We start from the raw sequence: 18,530 nt of genomic DNA, 5'->3' as shown, positions 1-18,530 counted from the left end.
ATATATAAAGTTTCTATATACAGGAGTTGAGACAGCATGAGCATGAAGTTAGTCATTCTCGGCTTGTTACTCGAAGGAGATAAACATCCCTATGAAGTGCAGCACATAATGAAAGAAAGACAAATGGATTGTTATATTAAATATGCCAAGGGATCGCTATACTACGCCTTCGAGCAATTAGAAAAACAAGGTGCGATTAGCATTACCAATATTGTTAGAGATACGAATAGACCAGATAAAACAATCTTCCATATAACAGAGGAAGGAAAAGCCCTTTTCCACACCTTATTATTAAAACAATTTGAAGCGAAAAACCAAATATATAAACCTATTTATTCAGCGCTCTCTTTCGCTCACTTTAGCGACGAACAAGCTCTAGTTCCTATTTTGAAAAAAAAGAGAGATGATACAATGCTCTATTTACATACAATGCAAACGATATACGATCATAATAAACAACTAGTTCCTCGTGCTCAACTATATATTCTACAAAGCGTCATTGAGCATATTAATGTTGAATTACGTTGGCTAAACACGCTCTTACAAGATGCAACTGCAGGTCGTCTTTCAGAAATAGGTGTAGATAATGATTAAGTTTTTCTAAAAGAGGTGCCTCCTCTTTTAGAAAAACTTAACACTATAATTATTCCTCGCAACTCAAAACACCCTCATTTTAATAATAAATAAACATCAAAAAAACTTAATTTTCCGAATAAAAAGAAATAAAAAACTTTAGAATTTTCTTATTTTAAAACAGTGGACAAAATTCCGAAAATTGTGTTAGAATTTGTTTCAATATCATATCGCTTGTTAAATTCCTTTCAAAAGGAAAATAGGTACACGAATATTTCACTTCGTGTTTAAAAGGGAAGTTTGGTGAAACTCCAACACGGTCCCGCCACTGTAAATGCTGAGATTTCTTTTTTGTGCCACTGTGAAAACGGGAAGGTGAAAGAAATTATATGAAGCATAAGTCAGGATACCTGCCTATTTTAACAACACTGATAGACTCACGGATGATGATGAGGTGTTAAGAACAAAAAGGAAGGCTTATTTTTCTATGCCTTTATGCTTTTTGTTATAGGTATTTCCGAGTAAACGGAAATGCTTACTTTCAATTAGGGAGGAATTTAAAATGGCAATTCAAACAAGTAACTTAGGTTATCCACGTATCGGACTACAACGAGAGTGGAAAAAAACATTGGAAGCTTTTTGGTCCAATAAAATTGATGAAGAACAATTTTTAACGACAATGAAAGAAATTCGCCTTCAACACGTCAAAGTACAGCAAGAAAAGGGAATTGAATTAATTCCAGTTGGCGATTTTACATATTATGACCACGTTCTGGATACGGCCTACATGTTAGGTTTCATCCCGTCACGTTTTTCAGAGTTTACCTCTTACCTTGATGTATATTTTGCAATGGCACGCGGCTCTAAAGATCACGTTGCTTCTGAAATGACAAAATGGTTTAACACAAACTATCATTACATTGTTCCTGAATATGAAGAAGGATTACAAATCTCTTTAAAAGACAATCGCCCTCTTCGTTTATATGAAGAAGCGAAAAAAGAGTTAGGCGTTGATGGAAAACCAGTTATTTTAGGCCCTTATACATTCCTAAAACTAGCAAAAGGTTATAACGAAGAGCAATTTGCCACTATTTTAAAAGAGCTAGTTGCACCTTATGTACAATTATTCTCTGAATTACACGCAGCTGGAGCACAAATTATTCAAGTTGACGAACCAATCTTCGCATCTTTAACAAAAGATGAAATTAATCAAGCGAAAGAACTTTACGAAGCTATTCATAAAGAGGTTCCAAATGCGAATCTTCTTCTACAAACATATTTTGATAGTGTAGAAGAGAACTATGAAGAAATTATTGCATTCCCTGTTTCTGGTATTGGATTAGACTTTGTTCATGGCAAAGAAGGTAATGTAAATGCTATTTCAAAATACGGATTCCCAGCTGATAAAATTTTAGCTATCGGTTGTATAGATGGCCGTAACATTTGGAGAGCTGATCTTGATGATGTACTTTCTTTATTTACAACATTACAAAATCAAATCACAGCAAAAGGTTTAATTGTTCAACCTTCTTGTAGCTTATTGCATACTCCAATTGATAAAACGGAAGAAACGCACTTAACAAGTGAATTATTTGATGCACTTGCATTTGCTAATCAAAAATTAGAAGAACTAGTCCTTATCCATTCTGCTCTTACTAAAGGTGTAGAAAGCATCGGTAGCGATTTAACAACATATCGTAATGCACATCATGCAATCCGCTCATCAGCTGCACGTAATCGTGAAGATGTAAAAGTGGCACGTACATCACTTAAAGAAGATGATTTCTCACGTCCTCTTCCATTTGAAAAACGATATGAACTACAGCAAGTAGCTTTACAATTACCATTGTTACCAACAACAACTATTGGTAGCTTCCCGCAAACATCTGAAGTTCGTCAAACACGTAAACAGTGGCGTAACGGCGATATTACAAATGAACAATATAATCAATTCATTGAAAAAGAAACTGCAAAGTGGATTCGTTACCAAGAAGATATTGGTCTTGATGTACTAGTACATGGTGAATTCGAAAGAACTGATATGGTGGAATATTTTGGAGAAAGACTTGCTGGTTTCTCCTTTACTAAAAACGGATGGGTACAATCATACGGTTCTCGTTGCGTAAAACCACCTGTTATTTATGGTGATGTTGCCTTTATAAGTGGAATGACTATTAAAGAAACTGTATATGCACAAAGCTTAACGGAGAAAGTAGTAAAAGGTATGCTAACTGGACCTGTCACTATTTTAAATTGGTCATTCGTTCGAAATGATATTTCAAGAAAAGAAGTATCATATCAAATTGCATTAGCACTTCGTCATGAAATTGAATTACTTGAATCTTCCGGAATTAGAGTAATCCAAGTCGATGAACCTGCACTTCGTGAAGGTATGCCGTTAAAAGAAAAAGATTGGGATGCATACATTACATGGGCAGTTCAATCATTCCTTTTAGCAACATCTTCTGTAGAAAATGAAACACAAATTCATACTCATATGTGTTATAGTAACTTCGAAGATATTGTAGATGCAATTCGAGCGTTAGACGCAGATGTTATTTCTATCGAAACATCAAGAAGTCATGGAGAATTTATTAATACATTAAAGCATACAACATATGAAAAAGGAATTGGTCTAGGGGTATATGATATTCATAGCCCACGTGTCCCAAGTAAAGATGAAATGTTCACAATCGTAGAACAATCTTTACAAGTATGTGACCCTAAATATTTCTGGATTAATCCAGACTGTGGTTTAAAAACACGAAGAACTGAGGAAGTTATACCTGCTTTAGAGCACATGGTTCAGGCAGCAAAAGACGCTCGTTCTCTCCTAAAAACAAACGCATAATAAAAAAACGTGTTATCCTTTTGAAGGATAACACGTTTTTTTATTCTACACTCTCAAAATAGAAGTCGTATTGTACTTTATACAATTCATCGTCTGATGGCTCTTCAAGAGGAGTTGCCTGCAAGACTATCATATATTCCCCGTTCGGAATAGGAATATGATATTTATTAGAAAGAATACTTGTTATATATACTTCTTCATTCTTCACTGTGAAAGGAACTGATATCGTTCTAACCACTTCTTCTTTCTCAATATGATTTCCACAAGTAACTTCCACTTCACAAGTATAGTCAGAGATTGCTTCAAAAATAATAGCTCCATCCACCTCAGCATAGCCTCTTTCAAAATCTTCAGGAGTCCAATCTACATAAGGCTGCTGACCATCATAGTTCATTATCATTAATTGCGAATATGAAATTGTTAATTCCATAACTATCCCTCTCCTCCACTATGAAATGTATGCCAATTACTATTTCACTTCAAATTTCACACGCGTACCATCTGGATATTTGTCTAGCTTATTCCCTACCCAAGAACCTGCACCGCGGTTATCTGCTGGACTTATATATTCAATATGAGCTCCTTTTCCGCCTTCCTTACACATCGCCATCGGCCATTCATCACGATCATAACCTTTCTTCGTCGGATATGGCGCTAACGATAATTTCCTTCTATCCGCTGCACCATTACGATCAATTGTACACATTTCCGAATGTCCTTCTTTTATAGCATCCGTTATATGTTTCCCGGTCTCTGGATATCGTTCTTTCGGGAACTCTAGAATTTGATCATACGTAGTTGTTTTTTTAGTACTTGCCTCCTCTGGCACAAGTACTTCATATACCGCTACCAAAAGAGAAAGAATTGCAATAATTGAAATGATAATACCTTTAAATTGCTTCATGTGTACCTCCGTGTTCCTACCAATTTCTTTTCCTCAGTTATTATAACAAACTTCTTCTATGTATGTTTTCAGACATTATTTTAGCTCTTCCTCTCCATTCCGCCAAAAACATTCATTTTTCTTCATCTTTTCACTAATGCTGTAGAAAACTAATAACCTTCCGACATTCTTTTTCAAAGGAAGTCCACATAAAAGGTTGAAATGATATATACGATACTTTTTGGGGAGGAACTATCATGGAAGCTATTTATAAAACGAAAGATGTTACAAATAAAACAGGTATCCCAAAACATATAGTCCGAAAATATAGCCAACTCTTAGAGGAACACGGTTATATCATTTCAAAAACAGCTGATGCTCGTATTTATAAATTGGATGATTTAAAACTATTGAAATCTATACATGAAAGAGCTGCTACATTACAAGAAGACATTTCAGAAACAATACCTATTATTTTAAAAGAAAAAGATGCCCCACCTGTACCTGTTATTCAAGATAAACAAGAAGTGCAACCAAAAGAAGATGGGCGTAACTTTGAGGAGTTCATGCTAAAACTTGAAATGCTTGCTCAATTAAATGAAGCAATTATTCATCAAAACTCTACTCTCATTACACAAAATCGTTTAAAAGACGAGAAATTAGATGAACTAATGCAACAAGTTTATGTAAAAGAAGGCTCACAAGAAAAAATGTTACAAGATCTAGTTGTTCACGCCGCTCAAACAGATGCACTCCAAAAAGAAAAAATGGACTTATTAATGAATCATATGTATAAGCGAGAATCCAAACAAGAAGAAAAAATGAATAAACTTGTCAATCAAATTTACAATAAAGATAGCAACCGTGATACACAACTTATGCAAGTTATTCGCGAAATTCAAGAAACAAAAAGATTAGTCGCCGCCTCAAAAGAGCAAAGCTTCTTTCAATCATTTAAAAGTTTATTCGTTCGAACAAAACAAGAAAAAATAAATGAATGAAATTTTGTATCTTTTTCTAATGCACGATAAAATAAAAAGTTACCTTCTATCGGTAACTTTTATTCCTTATATCGTACAGCTGGCAATATAATAATAGCTTCAGTTCCTTTTCCGCTTTCACTTTTATATTCCAATGTGCCATTATGCGCTTGTAAAATACTAAATGTTACCATAAGGCCTAATCCTGTTCCTTTTTCTTTTAAAGAATAATACGGTTGTCCAAGCCTTACTAACTGTTCTTTTGTCATTCCAACACCACTATCTTTAACTCTTATTATTATCAATTCATCTTTTTGAATAGCTGTTACTTTTAAATACCCTTTGTTTCCTTGAATTGCTTCAATACCGTTTTTAACAACATTCATAATAGCTTGCTTCAATTTCGTCTTATCGCCGATAGTATAAAGGCTCTCAGAAATCTCAACTTGCAAATAAACGCCCTGCATCGCTGCAAATGATGACATAAGAGTTGTCATTTCAATTAATTGTGCTGATAAACAAATATGTTCTTTTTTTTCAATTTGGGGCCTTGCTAAATTTAAATAATCTGAAATAATCTGTTCAGCACGATCCAGTTCAGCTAATACGAGACGCATATAATCTTTGTTTTTTACGTCTTCTGTACTCTCTAGCAATTGAATAAACCCTCGTACAACAGTGAGAGGGTTTCGAACTTCATGTGCAACACTTGCAGCTAACTCACTTACAATATTAAGTTTTTCTGATTTTTGCATTTCTGTACGCAATAATGCATTTTCGTTTAAATACTCAGTCAAATACACTTGAAATACCATTGTCATAACCATAATAAGTGATGCAAATATATACCCACTATATAGATTAGATATGTACGGTGTAAAACCTGTTTCTAAAAGGACATTCAACATCCCGACTACTAATGAAACAAGAACATAAAATGATGCAATCATAAAAGCTAATATTAGCTTCTTATCTCTTGAAAAAAGAGACCATTTCTTTGACAAAAATAATGGAATTATCGAAAGAAATATAACTTCTACCATAGGCAACCAACTAAGCCCCTTAAAAATCCATTCATATGCAACATAAATAATGGCAGGGATGAGCCCAACAATCCCACCATATAAAAAACCACTAACAATTGGGACTGGATGAAAATTGTATCCGCAAACGGTACCAAAACAAATAGAGTATGTCATGGAGAGAACGAGTGTAACGCTAGATAAAAACATAATAAAGTAGCGATTAGGCTTCGGAAGCATTCCTTGATAACGATTTAAACGAATCGCTTCATATAAAAATAGTGGTAAAATAATGATGGCAATTTGGATCATTAAATCACGAATCAGCTCCATAGCCTCTCATCCCCTATATGTATTTTGATATGATTATATCATTTTATAAGTCTATTTGTTTCAAAATTTTGATTTTTCTTAACATCTTTGTTAATTATTTGTTAACAACTAATAATAAATGTTACAAATTTCCGAAATGATTGTAAACCCTGTACCAAATTTCCTTCGTGCAGTATACAATGAATACGGATTACAAAGAAAATAAAAAACACTTCACTAGACGGACAACTATCGCAAAATACAGCATATAATCCATACTATCTATGTTTACAAATAAGTGATCATTACTTTAGTAGGAGGAAGATAAATATGGCGGGTACTACGCTTGTTTTAAAAGAAGAAAATTTGGTTGTGCTAGAAAACGTTGAAAAATCAGTATACGAAGAATTGCAACATAAAGCAGGGGACGAAGACTGTACATGTGCTGTAAATGAATCCGTTGTCCATCTTGGCAAAGTATCTTCCGTACTTTGGAACGAAGATGAAATAGATTGGGAATACGGTTATTAAAAAGTCGCTTGCAGCGGCTTTTTTTGTGTTTATGCTTAAGTGAAACTTTAATTAACTCACACAGCTTATACTCTTATAGACATTTGAATCCTCACATAATTTCTTACTTCCACTGAATTTTAAGATACGATTCTTATCTTTCACAAATAGCGGGGGAAATTTTATAAACAAAGCGTAATAGTTGAAAATATGATAAAATGAACTTAATTTTCAAACGGAAGAAAGGGAGATACAATGGAACAATTCATTAATCCTAGAGTGAAGGACATCCAAATTTCTGGAATCCGTCAGTTCTCTAATATGATTCAAAACTATGATAATCTTATCTCTTTAACAATTGGGCAACCCGATTTCCCTACACCTTCTCTAGTAAAAGAAGCAGCTAAACGGGCCATTACAGAAAATTATACAAGCTATACACATAACGCTGGTTTACTAGAATTACGCAAGGCAGCTTGTAACTTTGTAAAGGACAACTACAATTTACATTATTCACCTGAAAACGAAACCATTGTTACAATCGGTGCTAGTGAAGCGATCGATGTTGCATTCCGAACTATTTTAGAACCAGGAACGGAAGTAATTTTACCTGCTCCTATTTACCCTGGTTACGAGCCGATTATTCGACTATGTGGTGCAACTCCTATTTTTATAGATGTTCGTGAAACTGGATTTCGTTTAACAGCTGAAGCTCTGCGAAATGCAATTACAGAACGAACAAGATGCGTCGTTTTACCGTATCCTTCTAATCCAACTGGTGTTACCTTATCAAAAGAAGAATTAGAAGATATTGTATCTATCTTAAAAGATAAAAATATTTTCGTTCTTTCCGATGAAATTTATAGCGAACTTGTATATGAAGACAAACACACATCTATCGCTCATTTCCCAGAAATGCGTGATAAGACTATTGTCATTAACGGCTTATCAAAATCACATTCTATGACTGGTTGGCGTATCGGACTTTTATTTACTCCAGAATATTTAGCAAAACACATATTAAAAGTTCATCAATACAATGTTACATGTGCTACTTCAATCGCTCAGTATGCTGCAATCGAAGCTTTAACAGCTGCTAAAGATGCACCGAAGATGATGCGCTATCAATACAAAAAACGCCGTGATTACGTGTATAATAGACTCATTCAAATGGGTTTAACGGTTGAGAAGCCAACAGGTGCATTTTATTTATTCCCATATGTTGGACATTTAACATCTTCATCATTTGATTTTGCACTTGATCTTGTAAAAGAAGCTGGGCTAGCCGTTGTTCCTGGAACCGCATTTTCCGAATACGGTGAAGGCTACCTTCGCCTTTCCTATGCTTACAGTATCGAAACTTTAAAAGAAGGCTGTGACCGTTTAGAAGCCTTTCTAAAGAAAAAAGCTAAGAGTTAAACTCTTAGCTTTTTGTTGCATAATGATCACAAGTTTGACGCTTCAATAATTTATGCGGAATAATAATGCATTTTGAAGTAGATTCAGAATGCTCCACCTTATCAACTAAAGCTTTTGCCGCTTCATACCCTAATTGATAAATATTCACATCAACTGTCGAAAGTGGTGGACTAGCAATTTCTGATAATAAAGCATTGTTAAAGCTTACAATCGAAACATCTTTCGGTACAACAAATCCTTTTTTAGAAAGCGCACTTAACACGCCAAGTCCAATTAAATCATCCGTTGCCATAATTGCCGTCGGTGGTTGCTTTAGTCCCATTAATTCCTCAACAGCCTGTTGACCACTCTCTCTTGAAAAATCAAAGTGTAAAATATACTCTTTCGGCAATAGAATATCTGCTAGTTTCAAAGCATCACTCATCCCCGCCAAACGATCTCTCGTTACAAGTAAATCTGATCCACCGCCGATGAATGCGATTTGTTTATGGCCTAATGAAATCAAATATTCCGCTACTTCTCTTGCAGCTGTATAATTGTCATTATCTACATATGTAATTTCATCTTTTCGATCATATGGTTTTCCAATTAAAACAAACGGGAAGTTTTGGTCATGCAAGTATTGAATAATCCGATCGTTCTCTCTTGAATATAAAAGAATAATACCACCGATTTGACGCCCTTGTACCATTTTTACAACACCATTAAAAATTTCATCTTCCGTTTCACCAGTCGACATATAAAGCGCATACCCTTCCACATGTGCAAATGAACTAATTCCTCTTATAACTTCTGGGAAAAATGGATTTTGAAAAGCTTTACTTGCAGAACTCGGCATAACAAGACCAAGTGTCTTCGTCGTTTGGTTCGCAAGGTTTCTTGCATTTAAATTTGGATGATATCCTAATTCACTCATTACTTTTCGAACACGGCGCTTTGTCTTTTCACTTATACTTGGATTATCAGCAATTACACGAGAAACAGTTGATGGTGCTACGTTCGCCTTCTTCGCCACATCTTTAATTGTAACTGTCATAAAAATCCCCTCCTTTCACTTCTCTGCCATTTTCATATATTTTATCTTGCACCCGTTGCAAGTCATAGGAGAAGTCATAAACTGTCATTTATTTATTCTATCTTGCAAAACTTATCATATTCTCCCTCTCCATGTATTGTAAGGGATATAGCTCTTTTTTCCTATACTATAATATACTATTTATTTCACTTCTTTTCATATGCGATGTCAAATCTCTTTTCATCTCTCTATAATTTTTTTATAGAGAGATGAAAAGAAAAATGGGACATAATGTCCCATTTCTCATCCTTTCGTACCTCCAGCTGTTAAACCAGAAATAAAGTATTTTTGTAGTGATAAGAATAAAATCGAAATCGGGATTGCAATTAATACGGAACCAGCCGCAAACGTCGTAAATTCATTACCAAATTTCTTCGCTACCATTTCATAGAGTCCAACTGCTAAAGTGTAATTTTCCGGCGTGCGTAAAATAATACTTGCTAAAATGAAATCTGTAAATGGACCGATGAAAGTGAATAATGCTACAACCGCTACGATTGGCTTTGCAAGCGGCATAATGATTTGCCAAAAAATACGGAAGTGTCCTGCTCCATCCATGCGGGCTGACTCATCCAACTCTTTCGGAATCGTATCAAAATACCCTTTCATAAGCCAAGTATTCATTGGAATTGCTCCACCTACATAAATTAAAATTAATGCAAGATGTGTATCAATTAATCCTGTTAACTGTGCTAATACATATAGTGCGATTAACGCTGCAAAGTTCGGAATCATTTGTAGAATTAAAAATGTTAATAAACCATTTTTTCTTCCGACAAAACGATATCTCGAAAATGCATAAGCAGTAAAGCTAATTGCTAACACCGAAAAAATCATCGTCATAACACTAACTTTTAACGTATTTTTATACCAAAGTAAGTAATTACTTGAATCAAGATCAAGTAGCTTACGATAATGATCTAACGTAGCATTTTTTGGAATAATGCTAGAACCAGACAAACTATCTCCTGGATTAAACGATGAACCAATAATCCATAGTAATGGATAGAAAATAATCGCACACATTATGAAGATAACCAAATAACTTAATGAAAGACGTAACATCTTTTGTCGTTTAATATTCATTTACATCATATCCTCTTCTTGGAATGATTTTGTTCTCTTAAATTGCCATAACGCAACTGTAATAACGATTAACGATAAAATCATTGTAAGAGCTGCTGCTTTTCCGTACTGCGCTGAAGTCATCGTTAACTTATAAATCCATGAAATTAAAATATCCGTTCCACCTGCATCTTGCCCCGCTACAGCAGGACCTCCGCCATTAAATAGATAAATGATACTAAAGTTATTAAAGTTAAACGTATATTGTGTAATTAAAATTGGTGCTGTTGCGTATAAAACAAGTGGCAATGTAATTTTACGGAACTGTTGCCAAGCAGTTGCTCCATCTACTGTAGCAGCTTCATATAATTCTCCTGGAATCGATTGCAATATACCTGTTGTCATTGCAAAGACGAATGGGAAACCGAGCCACGTTTGGATCATAATTAAAGCAATCTTCGCCCAAAACGGATCTGTCATCCAAGCAATCTTTTCAATCCCGAATAAAGCTAATACTTGATTATTAATTGCTCCAAATGTTTCATTAAACATACCCGAGAAGACAAGAATAGATACGAATGCTGGAACAGCCCACGGTAAAATGAAAATTGTTCGAATAATTGCCTTACCTTTAATACCAGGCTGATTTACGATAATCGCTAAGAAAATACCAAGTGCAACTTGTAATGTTGTTGCAACAAATGTCCAAATGACAGTCCAAGAAAATACACTTAAAAATGTCTCTCTCCACATTGGTAATGTGAAAATATCAATAAAGTTTTTAAAGCCCACCCAATCTACTAATTTAGCTGGAGGAGAGTGATATAAGTCATAGTTCGTAAATCCAATTAAAATTACAAAAATGATTGGAAATACAACTACAAAGATTAGTAATAGAAATCCTGGTGAAACCATTAAATATGGAAAACCTTGATCTAATAAGTTACGGTATTGCTCTTTTACAGAGTTTAATGGGGTTCCTATATCACGTTTCTTCCCGTTTTGATATGCATCATATAAATTAAATCCATATATTCCGAGTCCAAACACGATGACGATAAGTGCCAAGATCCCTTCCACTAATAGAAAGACAGAATGGTCACGTGGAACTTCTGTACCGAGTGTTACAATTCCCCATAATCCCATATTTAATAAATCAGTAAATGCTACAATAAATGAACCTGTTAATACTAGAAAAATAAGGCCTTTTACAAATTGTTTATTATACATTTGGCCTATGCCTGGAATGATTGATAACATGGTTGCCATTTTCCTATGTTTTGAACCTTTTAAGCCGTTTGCTGGTTCCATAGATGTTTGCATGTTCCTTCCCCCTTTTTTCTGGGAGAGAATTCGTGCCTCTTATAGTAGAGGCACGAATTTCACCTTATTTTTTATTGCTGTGGTTTGCCTCAATATTCCCTTTAATTTGCTTCACTGCATTATCAAGTGCTGCTTTTGGTGCTTCTTTATCTGTAACTACTAACTGAAGCGCGTCTCCAGCTGGTTTCCATACTTCTTGCATTTCTGGAATATTCGGCATTGGAATTCCATTTTCTGATTGAGTTGCAACTGCTTTTGCAGCTTCATTATCTTTAATAATTGGATCTTCCATTACTGATTTTACTGGAGGAATCTCTTTTGTCTTCTCAAATCTAATTTTTGCGTTTTCTTCATTTGTTACCCACTCAGTGAATTTTGTAGCTAAATCATTTTGTTTAGAGAAGCTTGTTACATGCCATCCTTTTACCCCAACAAATGTTTTCATCGGTTGACCATTTGGTAATTTTGGCATTGGAGCAACACCATAATCAATTCCGTTCTTTTCCATCGCTTGGAACGCCCACGGTCCGTTCATAATAGATGCTGCTTTTCCTTCATTGAATAATCCATCAGCAGCAGGTCCACCAGATTCACCGATAATACCTTTCGGGAATAACTTTTCTTTGTACCATTTTTGAAGATATTCAGCACCTTGTACTGCTCCGCTATTATTTAATCCAACATCACTTGCATTTGGCTTTCCGTCTTTCTCACCAAATACATATCCGCCCATACCTGCCATAAACGCGTTAGCAAAGTAGAAGTTATCTCCTAATGTTAAAAATCCGTACTTGCCATCCTTCGTAAAGTCTTTTGAGAAGTTAAATAGCTCGTCCATCGTTTCTGGAGCTTTTTGCATTAATTTTTTATTGTAAATAAAAATTGGTGTTTCAATTGCTTTTGGTAAACCATATAATTTCCCGTTGTATGTTTGTGCCTTTATTGATAAGTCAGTAAATTTACTCTTCACAGCATCATCTGCTTTTACTTCAGAAAGTAAGCCTTCTGTTACTGCATTTCCGATTTGATCGTGTGGCAATGTTACAACATCTGGTCCCGTCCCCGCTGGTCCATCAAGGCGTAACTTCTTCACTTGATCTGTCATTTGCATTTCAACAACTTTTACTTTTACTTTATATTTTTCCTCAAAGCTTTTCACTGCTGGTTCTAAACCAACACCTTTTTTATCATCTTCCCAAACGAGAAGATCATAGTCTTTCTTCGCTTTACTTTCCTCTTTTTTTCCTGAATCTTTCGGTCCACATGCAGATAACATGCCAATTGACAATGCTGAAATCGTTAATAGTGATAATGCTTTCTTCATCCCAAAAACCTCCCTAAATTGTCTATGTACCTCTTTAATTGAAAACGTTTGCATTTAATTGTTTAATAGAAGCGCAAACAATATCTAAATCTATGAAAACGTTTGCGCTATTTGTCTATCATTATACATCCTTTTATTCATTTTGCAAATATTAATTTTCAAAATAATCTTATCACACTCTTTATTCATTGACTTTACATAAAATGAATACTACTCTTATAAGCAATATTAAAGTTATGTGGAAGGCAATCGTTTGCAACATAATCTTTATTATTTCATTTACGGGAACTATATGTATAGAGATATTAAAGGGGGATTTTCTATATGCTCAAAGAAGCGATCTATCATAGGCCAAAAGATAATTATGCATACGCTTACGACGAAAAAACAATTCACATCCGAATACACACAAAAAGAGATGATGTGCACAACGCCGCTCTCATCTACGGGGACCCGTACGAATGGCAGGACGGGAAATGGATTACAGCAAGTACACCGATGAAAAAAACTGGATCTACTGAGTTATTTGATTATTGGTCCGTTTCAATCAAACCAAAATTTAAACGCTTACGTTATGGATTCGAATTAAAAAACGACGTAGAAACTTTTATTTATACAGAACGAGGATTTTTTTCTAATATTCCAAATGACGATGTCGGTAACTTTTTCTGCTTTCCATTTGTTCATGCAAAAGACGTTTTCAGGGCACCATCCTGGATTAAAGACACAGTATGGTATCAAATTTTCCCAGAACGATTCGCTAACGGGGATAACACATTAAATCCAGCAAACACCCTCCCTTGGGGAAGTACCGAACCAACTCCAACTAATTTTTTCGGCGGAGATTTTGCTGGTATTATTCAAAACCTTGATTACCTTGTGAAGCTTGGAATTTCCGGAATATATTTCACTCCTATTTTCAAAGCTCATTCGAATCATAAATATGACACAATTGATTACATGGAAATCGATCCACAATTTGGGACGAAAGAAAATTTCAAAGAACTCGTTCAGGCGTGTCATAAACATGGTATAAAAGTAATGCTCGACGCTGTTTTTAATCATAGCGGGTACTTCTTTGATAAATTTCAAGACGTGCTGGAACAAGGTGAAAATTCCGCCTATAAAGATTGGTTCCATATTCATGAATTTCCAATCATAACCGAGCCACTTCCTAATTATGATACTTTCGCATTTACACCGTATATGCCTAAATTAAATACAGCACACCCAGATGTAAAAGAATATTTACTTGAAGTAGGGCGTTATTGGGTAAGAGAATTCAATATAGACGGTTGGCGCCTTGATGTAGCAAATGAAGTCGATCACAGTTTTTGGAGAGAATTCCGAAGTGAAATAAAAGCATTAAATCCTGAAGTATATATTTTAGGTGAAATTTGGCACGATGCACTCCCATGGCTACAAGGTGACCAATTTGATGCTGTAATGAGCTATCCTGTTACAAACGCTCTACTTTCTTACTTTGCTAACGAATCCATTCATGCAAGTGAATTTATGAAACAAATTACCGATTCTCTACATTCCTACTCTATGAATGTAAATGAAGCGGCATTTCATTTATTAGACAGTCATGACACACCTAGAATTTTAGCAACATGTAACGGGGATAAAAATAAGTTAAAGTTACTCTATGTATTTCACCTTTCTTTCATCGGTTCTCCTTGTATTTATTACGGCGATGAAATCGGTATGGATGGTGGAATGGACCCTGACTGCCGCAAATGTATGATATGGGATGAAAAAGAACAAGATACTCTTTTATTTACACATATACAAACATTAATTTCATTACGGAAACAACATAAAGCATTTGGAGGAAATGGTACTTTTCAATTCATTGAGGCAAATGATGAACATAATTATATTTCTTATACAAAAACATATGAAGATGAAACTATCTTTTTCGTTTTAAATCCTACTAACAGTGAAGTTACAACTTCACTCCCTCTTCATATTACCAGGAAGAAAATAATTAACATTTATACAAACGAAGAATTTTCAGCGGAAGCAAGTGTATTACAAGTTACACTTCCACCGTATGGATTCTCTATTTTAAAATGGTAATAGTAAAAGCCTTATGCCAGGGTGGCATAAGGCTTTTCTTATTTCAATTTAAATACCATTGCTTCATATGGTCGTAATGTAATGTTTTCTATCAATACATTTTCTACATCATAATTGTGTATTAATAACTCTGCTTCACTATAAATAATGTCCTCAGGCAATTCAAATACACATTCATCTGCAGTAAAGTTTGCAATCACCAGAAGCTTTTCTTCTCCATATGTTCTTACATAAGCAAAAATAGAAGGGTTATTTTCTAATATTAAATCATATGTTCCATACACAACTATTTCATTATTTTTACGTAATTCAATCAATTTTTTATAGTAATAAAAAATTGATTCTTCATCTTGGATTGCCTGTTTCACATTAATCTCTTTGTAGTTAGGATTTACCGCAATCCAAGGCTCACCCGTTGTGAATCCAGCATGTTCTCTATCATCCCACTGCATCGGAGTTCTAGCATTATCTCGGCCCTTTATATATATAGACTGCATCACTTTATCTATATCTTCGCCGCGCTCTATAACTTTCTCTTTATACATATTTAGTGTTTCAATATCTCGGTATTCATCAATTGATTCAAATCGAACATTTGTCATTCCGATTTCTTCTCCTTGATAAATATATGGTGTCCCTTTCATCATATGAAGTACTGTCGCTAACATTTTCGCTGATTCAGTATGATAAGCTCCATCATTACCAAAACGAGATACAACGCGAGGCTGGTCATGGTTATTCCAATAAAGGCTATTCCATCCTGTTTGTTCTAATGCTTTTTGCCACTTTGTTAAATTTTGTTTCAAAGTAAGAAGTGAGCATGGTTTTACATCCCATTTCCCACCTTCTCCGGAATCTAAATCCATATGTTCAAATTGGAATACCATTTGTAGTTCTTTTCTAGCTTCCCCTGTATACAATTTAGCCTCTTCTGTCGTTACACCAGGCATTTCCCCAACCGTCATAATGTCATACTGAGACAATACGTCTTCATTCATTTCATGCAAATACTTATGAATGTTCGGACCGTTCATAAAATGTTTATGCCCTGAAACATATCCTTCTTCATCCGTTTCAACATATGGTAAGCCATCTTCTTTAGAAATAAAATTAATAACATCCATACGGAACCCATCAATTCCTTTTTCTAACCAAAACTTCATCATGTCATAAACATCTTGTCTTACCTTTTCATTATCCCAGTTTAAATCTGGCTGTTTTTTAGAAAACAGATGTAAATAATATTCATCTGTCATCTCATCATATTGCCATGCAGACCCACTAAATGCTGCTCCCCAGTTATTCGGCTCTTTCCCTTCTTTTCCAGGGCGCCATATATAATAGTCTCTATATTTATTATCTTTCGATTTACATGATTCAATAAACCAATTATGTTCATCTGAAGTATGATTAACAACTAAGTCCATCATAAGTTTCATATTACGTTTATGCATTTCATGTAATAGTTCATCCCAATCTTCCATTGTTCCGAACTCGTTCATAATTTTACAATAATCACTTATATCGTAACCATTATCATCGTTTGGAGATTCATAGACTGGTGATAACCAAATTACATCAATACCTAATTCTTTTAAGTAGTCTAGCTTCGCAAGAATACCACGAAGGTCACCTATACCATCACCATTACTATCCATAAAACTACGAGGATAAATTTGATATACTACACTTTCTTTCCACCATTGTTTTCCCATTATGCTACCCCATTTCATCTATACTATTGATTCTTTTTTCTTTTTTTAAGGCGCAAACGTTTTCATTACTGAATGATAACAGATTCTATCCAAATTTAAAATAGCGCTTACAATATTTATTTTCTTTTTCTAATAAAACATGTGAAACTTATTATATATTCATAGGAATAATGAAAACGTTTTATTTTTTTATAGTGTTTTTATTTCTTTTTTGAATCTATTCGTTTATAATAAATTCAAAGAAAACGTTTGCATAAACTTTCTAGGGGGAAATATCATGGCAGAACTTAAATTAGAAAATATTTATAAAATATATGATAATAACGTAACAGCCGTAACAGATTTTAACTTACACATTCAAGATAAAGAATTTATCGTATTCGTTGGTCCTTCTGGATGCGGAAAATCTACAACACTACGAATGGTAGCTGGACTTGAAGATATTTCAAAAGGAGAATTTTCAATTGATGGTAAGCTAATGAACGATGTTCCTCCAAAAGATCGAGATATCGCAATGGTCTTCCAAAACTACGCTCTTTATCCACATATGAGTGTGTATGATAATATGGCATTTGGATTAAAACTTCGAAAAATACCGAAAGATGAAATCGACCGTCGAGTGAAACATGCAGCTCAAATTTTAGGACTTGAACAATATTTAGATAGAAAACCGAAAGCTTTATCAGGTGGACAACGTCAACGTGTTGCATTAGGTAGAGCAATTGTTCGAGACGCAAAAGTCTTCTTAATGGATGAACCATTATCAAACTTAGACGCTAAACTACGTGTTGCAATGCGATCAGAAATTTCTAAATTACACCACCGCCTTGGCACAACGACAATTTATGTAACACATGATCAAACTGAGGCAATGACAATGGCTTCACGCCTTGTTGTTATGAAAGACGGCAAAATCCAACAAATTGGAACTCCAAAAGAAGTATATGAAACACCTGAAAATATTTTCGTTGGTGGTTTTATCGGTTCACCCGCAATGAATTTCTTCCGTGGAAAATTAACTGAAACCGATTTCGTTATAGACGGTTCACTAAAGTTTAAAGTATCTGAAGGAAAAATGAAGTTATTACGCGAACAAGGCTATGTAAATAAAGAAATTGTTTTAGGTATTCGTCCAGAAGATATTCATGATGAACTATTATTTTTAGAAGCTTCACAAGCTACTACTTTCACAACGAAAATTGAAGTTGCAGAGTTGTTAGGGGCTGAATCCATTTTATATATGAAACTTGGAAATCAAGATTTTGCAGCACGTGTTGATGCAAGACATACTTTTTCACCTGGTGACCAAATTAAACTTGCTTTTGATATGAATAAAGCACATTTCTTTGATAGCCAAACCGAACAACGTATTCGTTAAAAAATAAAGTTCTAT

At 34.6% G+C, this 18,530-nt stretch carries 15 protein-coding genes and 1 riboswitch; of the genes, 7 read left to right on the top strand and 8 right to left on the bottom strand.

Annotation, left to right across the window (positions count from 1 at the left end; genetic code table 11):
- The first annotated feature begins 36 nt into the window (after positions 1-36).
- Positions 37-594, top strand: coding sequence for a PadR family transcriptional regulator (locus AC0IXC_RS11830; RefSeq protein WP_002128898.1), 558 nt, complete (start codon positions 37-39; stop codon positions 592-594).
- A 223-nt stretch (positions 595-817) separates the two neighbouring features.
- Positions 818-1,005, top strand: a riboswitch (cobalamin riboswitch).
- Positions 1,006-1,135: 130 nt separating this feature from the next.
- Positions 1,136-3,424, top strand: coding sequence for a 5-methyltetrahydropteroyltriglutamate--homocysteine S-methyltransferase (metE, locus tag AC0IXC_RS11825; RefSeq protein WP_471652919.1), 2,289 nt, complete (start codon positions 1,136-1,138; stop codon positions 3,422-3,424).
- Positions 3,425-3,464: 40 nt separating this feature from the next.
- Here the strand turns inward: metE and comJ are convergent, their stop codons facing one another.
- Positions 3,465-3,854 carry a competence protein ComJ gene (comJ, locus tag AC0IXC_RS11820; protein WP_002088359.1) on the bottom strand — a complete coding sequence of 130 codons (390 nt, stop codon included), beginning with the start codon at positions 3,852-3,854 and terminating at the stop codon, positions 3,465-3,467.
- A 39-nt stretch (positions 3,855-3,893) separates the two neighbouring features.
- On the bottom strand, positions 3,894-4,328 hold the full coding sequence (nucA, locus tag AC0IXC_RS11815) for a DNA-entry nuclease (protein WP_098776661.1): 435 nt from the start codon (positions 4,326-4,328) through the stop codon (positions 3,894-3,896).
- Positions 4,329-4,564: 236 nt separating this feature from the next.
- Between nucA and AC0IXC_RS11810 the strand changes: the two genes are divergently transcribed.
- Positions 4,565-5,308, top strand: coding sequence for a DUF3967 domain-containing protein (locus AC0IXC_RS11810; RefSeq protein ID WP_002033817.1), 744 nt, complete (start codon positions 4,565-4,567; stop codon positions 5,306-5,308).
- 59 nt (positions 5,309-5,367) lie between these two features.
- On the opposite strand, the gene AC0IXC_RS11805 is transcribed toward AC0IXC_RS11810, so the two are convergent.
- The gene (locus AC0IXC_RS11805) at positions 5,368-6,642 is read right to left on the bottom strand and encodes a sensor histidine kinase (protein ID WP_002014814.1); all 1,275 of its coding nucleotides are present in this window, start codon (positions 6,640-6,642) and stop codon (positions 5,368-5,370) included.
- 309 nt (positions 6,643-6,951) lie between these two features.
- Between AC0IXC_RS11805 and AC0IXC_RS11800 the strand changes: the two genes are divergently transcribed.
- Both AC0IXC_RS11800 and AC0IXC_RS11795 read left to right on the top strand, forming a co-directional pair.
- Entirely contained in the window at positions 6,952-7,152 is a 201-nt protein-coding gene (locus AC0IXC_RS11800; protein ID WP_000929276.1) for a hypothetical protein, read from the top strand.
- Positions 7,153-7,386: 234 nt separating this feature from the next.
- A complete protein-coding gene (locus AC0IXC_RS11795) occupies positions 7,387-8,550 on the top strand; it encodes an aminotransferase A (protein ID WP_471652918.1) in 1,164 nt (387 codons plus the stop codon).
- Between the two features lie 4 nt (positions 8,551-8,554).
- Here the strand turns inward: AC0IXC_RS11795 and malR are convergent, their stop codons facing one another.
- From malR to AC0IXC_RS11775, 4 genes are all read right to left on the bottom strand, one after another.
- The gene (gene malR, locus AC0IXC_RS11790; RefSeq protein ID WP_002014809.1) at positions 8,555-9,586 is read right to left on the bottom strand and encodes a maltose operon transcriptional repressor MalR; all 1,032 of its coding nucleotides are present in this window, start codon (positions 9,584-9,586) and stop codon (positions 8,555-8,557) included.
- Positions 9,587-9,868: 282 nt separating this feature from the next.
- Positions 9,869-10,711, bottom strand: coding sequence for a maltosaccharide ABC transporter permease MalD (gene malD, locus AC0IXC_RS11785; RefSeq protein WP_002088365.1), 843 nt, complete (start codon positions 10,709-10,711; stop codon positions 9,869-9,871).
- Positions 10,712-12,013, bottom strand: coding sequence for a maltosaccharide ABC transporter permease MalC (gene malC / locus AC0IXC_RS11780; protein ID WP_002033812.1), 1,302 nt, complete (start codon positions 12,011-12,013; stop codon positions 10,712-10,714). It lies immediately after the preceding gene.
- Positions 12,014-12,077: 64 nt separating this feature from the next.
- The gene (locus tag AC0IXC_RS11775; protein ID WP_002142987.1) at positions 12,078-13,337 is read right to left on the bottom strand and encodes an extracellular solute-binding protein; all 1,260 of its coding nucleotides are present in this window, start codon (positions 13,335-13,337) and stop codon (positions 12,078-12,080) included.
- A gap of 324 nt (positions 13,338-13,661) precedes the next feature.
- Here AC0IXC_RS11775 and AC0IXC_RS11770 point away from each other — a divergent pair, with 324 nt between their 5' ends.
- Positions 13,662-15,422, top strand: coding sequence for an alpha-glycosidase (locus AC0IXC_RS11770; RefSeq protein ID WP_215590133.1), 1,761 nt, complete (start codon positions 13,662-13,664; stop codon positions 15,420-15,422).
- 38 nt (positions 15,423-15,460) lie between these two features.
- On the opposite strand, the gene malL is transcribed toward AC0IXC_RS11770, so the two are convergent.
- Positions 15,461-17,137 carry an oligo-1,6-glucosidase gene (gene malL, locus AC0IXC_RS11765; RefSeq protein WP_088034418.1) on the bottom strand — a complete coding sequence of 559 codons (1,677 nt, stop codon included), beginning with the start codon at positions 17,135-17,137 and terminating at the stop codon, positions 15,461-15,463.
- 277 nt (positions 17,138-17,414) lie between these two features.
- Between malL and AC0IXC_RS11760 the strand changes: the two genes are divergently transcribed.
- A complete protein-coding gene (locus AC0IXC_RS11760) occupies positions 17,415-18,515 on the top strand; it encodes an ABC transporter ATP-binding protein (RefSeq protein ID WP_215590134.1) in 1,101 nt (366 codons plus the stop codon).
- The last annotated feature ends 15 nt before the right edge of the window (positions 18,516-18,530 follow it).

It is taken from the genome of Bacillus sp. AC266 (genome assembly GCF_979253805.1).
This window is presented reverse-complemented; position numbering and strand designations above follow the sequence as displayed.

Bases quoted from the DNA above. Each gene is read 5' to 3' on its own strand.
- AC0IXC_RS11795 (WP_471652918.1), top strand. From the start codon at position 7,387: ATGGAACAATTCATTAATCCTAGAGTGAAGGACATCCAAATTTCTGGA.
- malR (WP_002014809.1), bottom strand. From the start codon at position 9,586: ATGACAGTTACAATTAAAGATGTGGCGAAGAAGGCGAACGTAGCACCA.
- AC0IXC_RS11800 (WP_000929276.1), top strand. From the start codon at position 6,952: ATGGCGGGTACTACGCTTGTTTTAAAAGAAGAAAATTTGGTTGTGCTA.
- AC0IXC_RS11760 (WP_215590134.1), top strand. From the start codon at position 17,415: ATGGCAGAACTTAAATTAGAAAATATTTATAAAATATATGATAATAAC.
- metE (WP_471652919.1), top strand. From the start codon at position 1,136: ATGGCAATTCAAACAAGTAACTTAGGTTATCCACGTATCGGACTACAA.
- AC0IXC_RS11810 (WP_002033817.1), top strand. From the start codon at position 4,565: ATGGAAGCTATTTATAAAACGAAAGATGTTACAAATAAAACAGGTATC.
- AC0IXC_RS11830 (WP_002128898.1), top strand. From the start codon at position 37: ATGAGCATGAAGTTAGTCATTCTCGGCTTGTTACTCGAAGGAGATAAA.
- comJ (WP_002088359.1), bottom strand. From the start codon at position 3,854: ATGGAATTAACAATTTCATATTCGCAATTAATGATAATGAACTATGAT.
- malD (WP_002088365.1), bottom strand. From the start codon at position 10,711: ATGAATATTAAACGACAAAAGATGTTACGTCTTTCATTAAGTTATTTG.
- malC (WP_002033812.1), bottom strand. From the start codon at position 12,013: ATGCAAACATCTATGGAACCAGCAAACGGCTTAAAAGGTTCAAAACAT.
- AC0IXC_RS11770 (WP_215590133.1), top strand. From the start codon at position 13,662: ATGCTCAAAGAAGCGATCTATCATAGGCCAAAAGATAATTATGCATAC.
- malL (WP_088034418.1), bottom strand. From the start codon at position 17,137: ATGGGAAAACAATGGTGGAAAGAAAGTGTAGTATATCAAATTTATCCT.
- AC0IXC_RS11805 (WP_002014814.1), bottom strand. From the start codon at position 6,642: ATGGAGCTGATTCGTGATTTAATGATCCAAATTGCCATCATTATTTTA.
- nucA (WP_098776661.1), bottom strand. From the start codon at position 4,328: ATGAAGCAATTTAAAGGTATTATCATTTCAATTATTGCAATTCTTTCT.
- AC0IXC_RS11775 (WP_002142987.1), bottom strand. From the start codon at position 13,337: ATGAAGAAAGCATTATCACTATTAACGATTTCAGCATTGTCAATTGGC.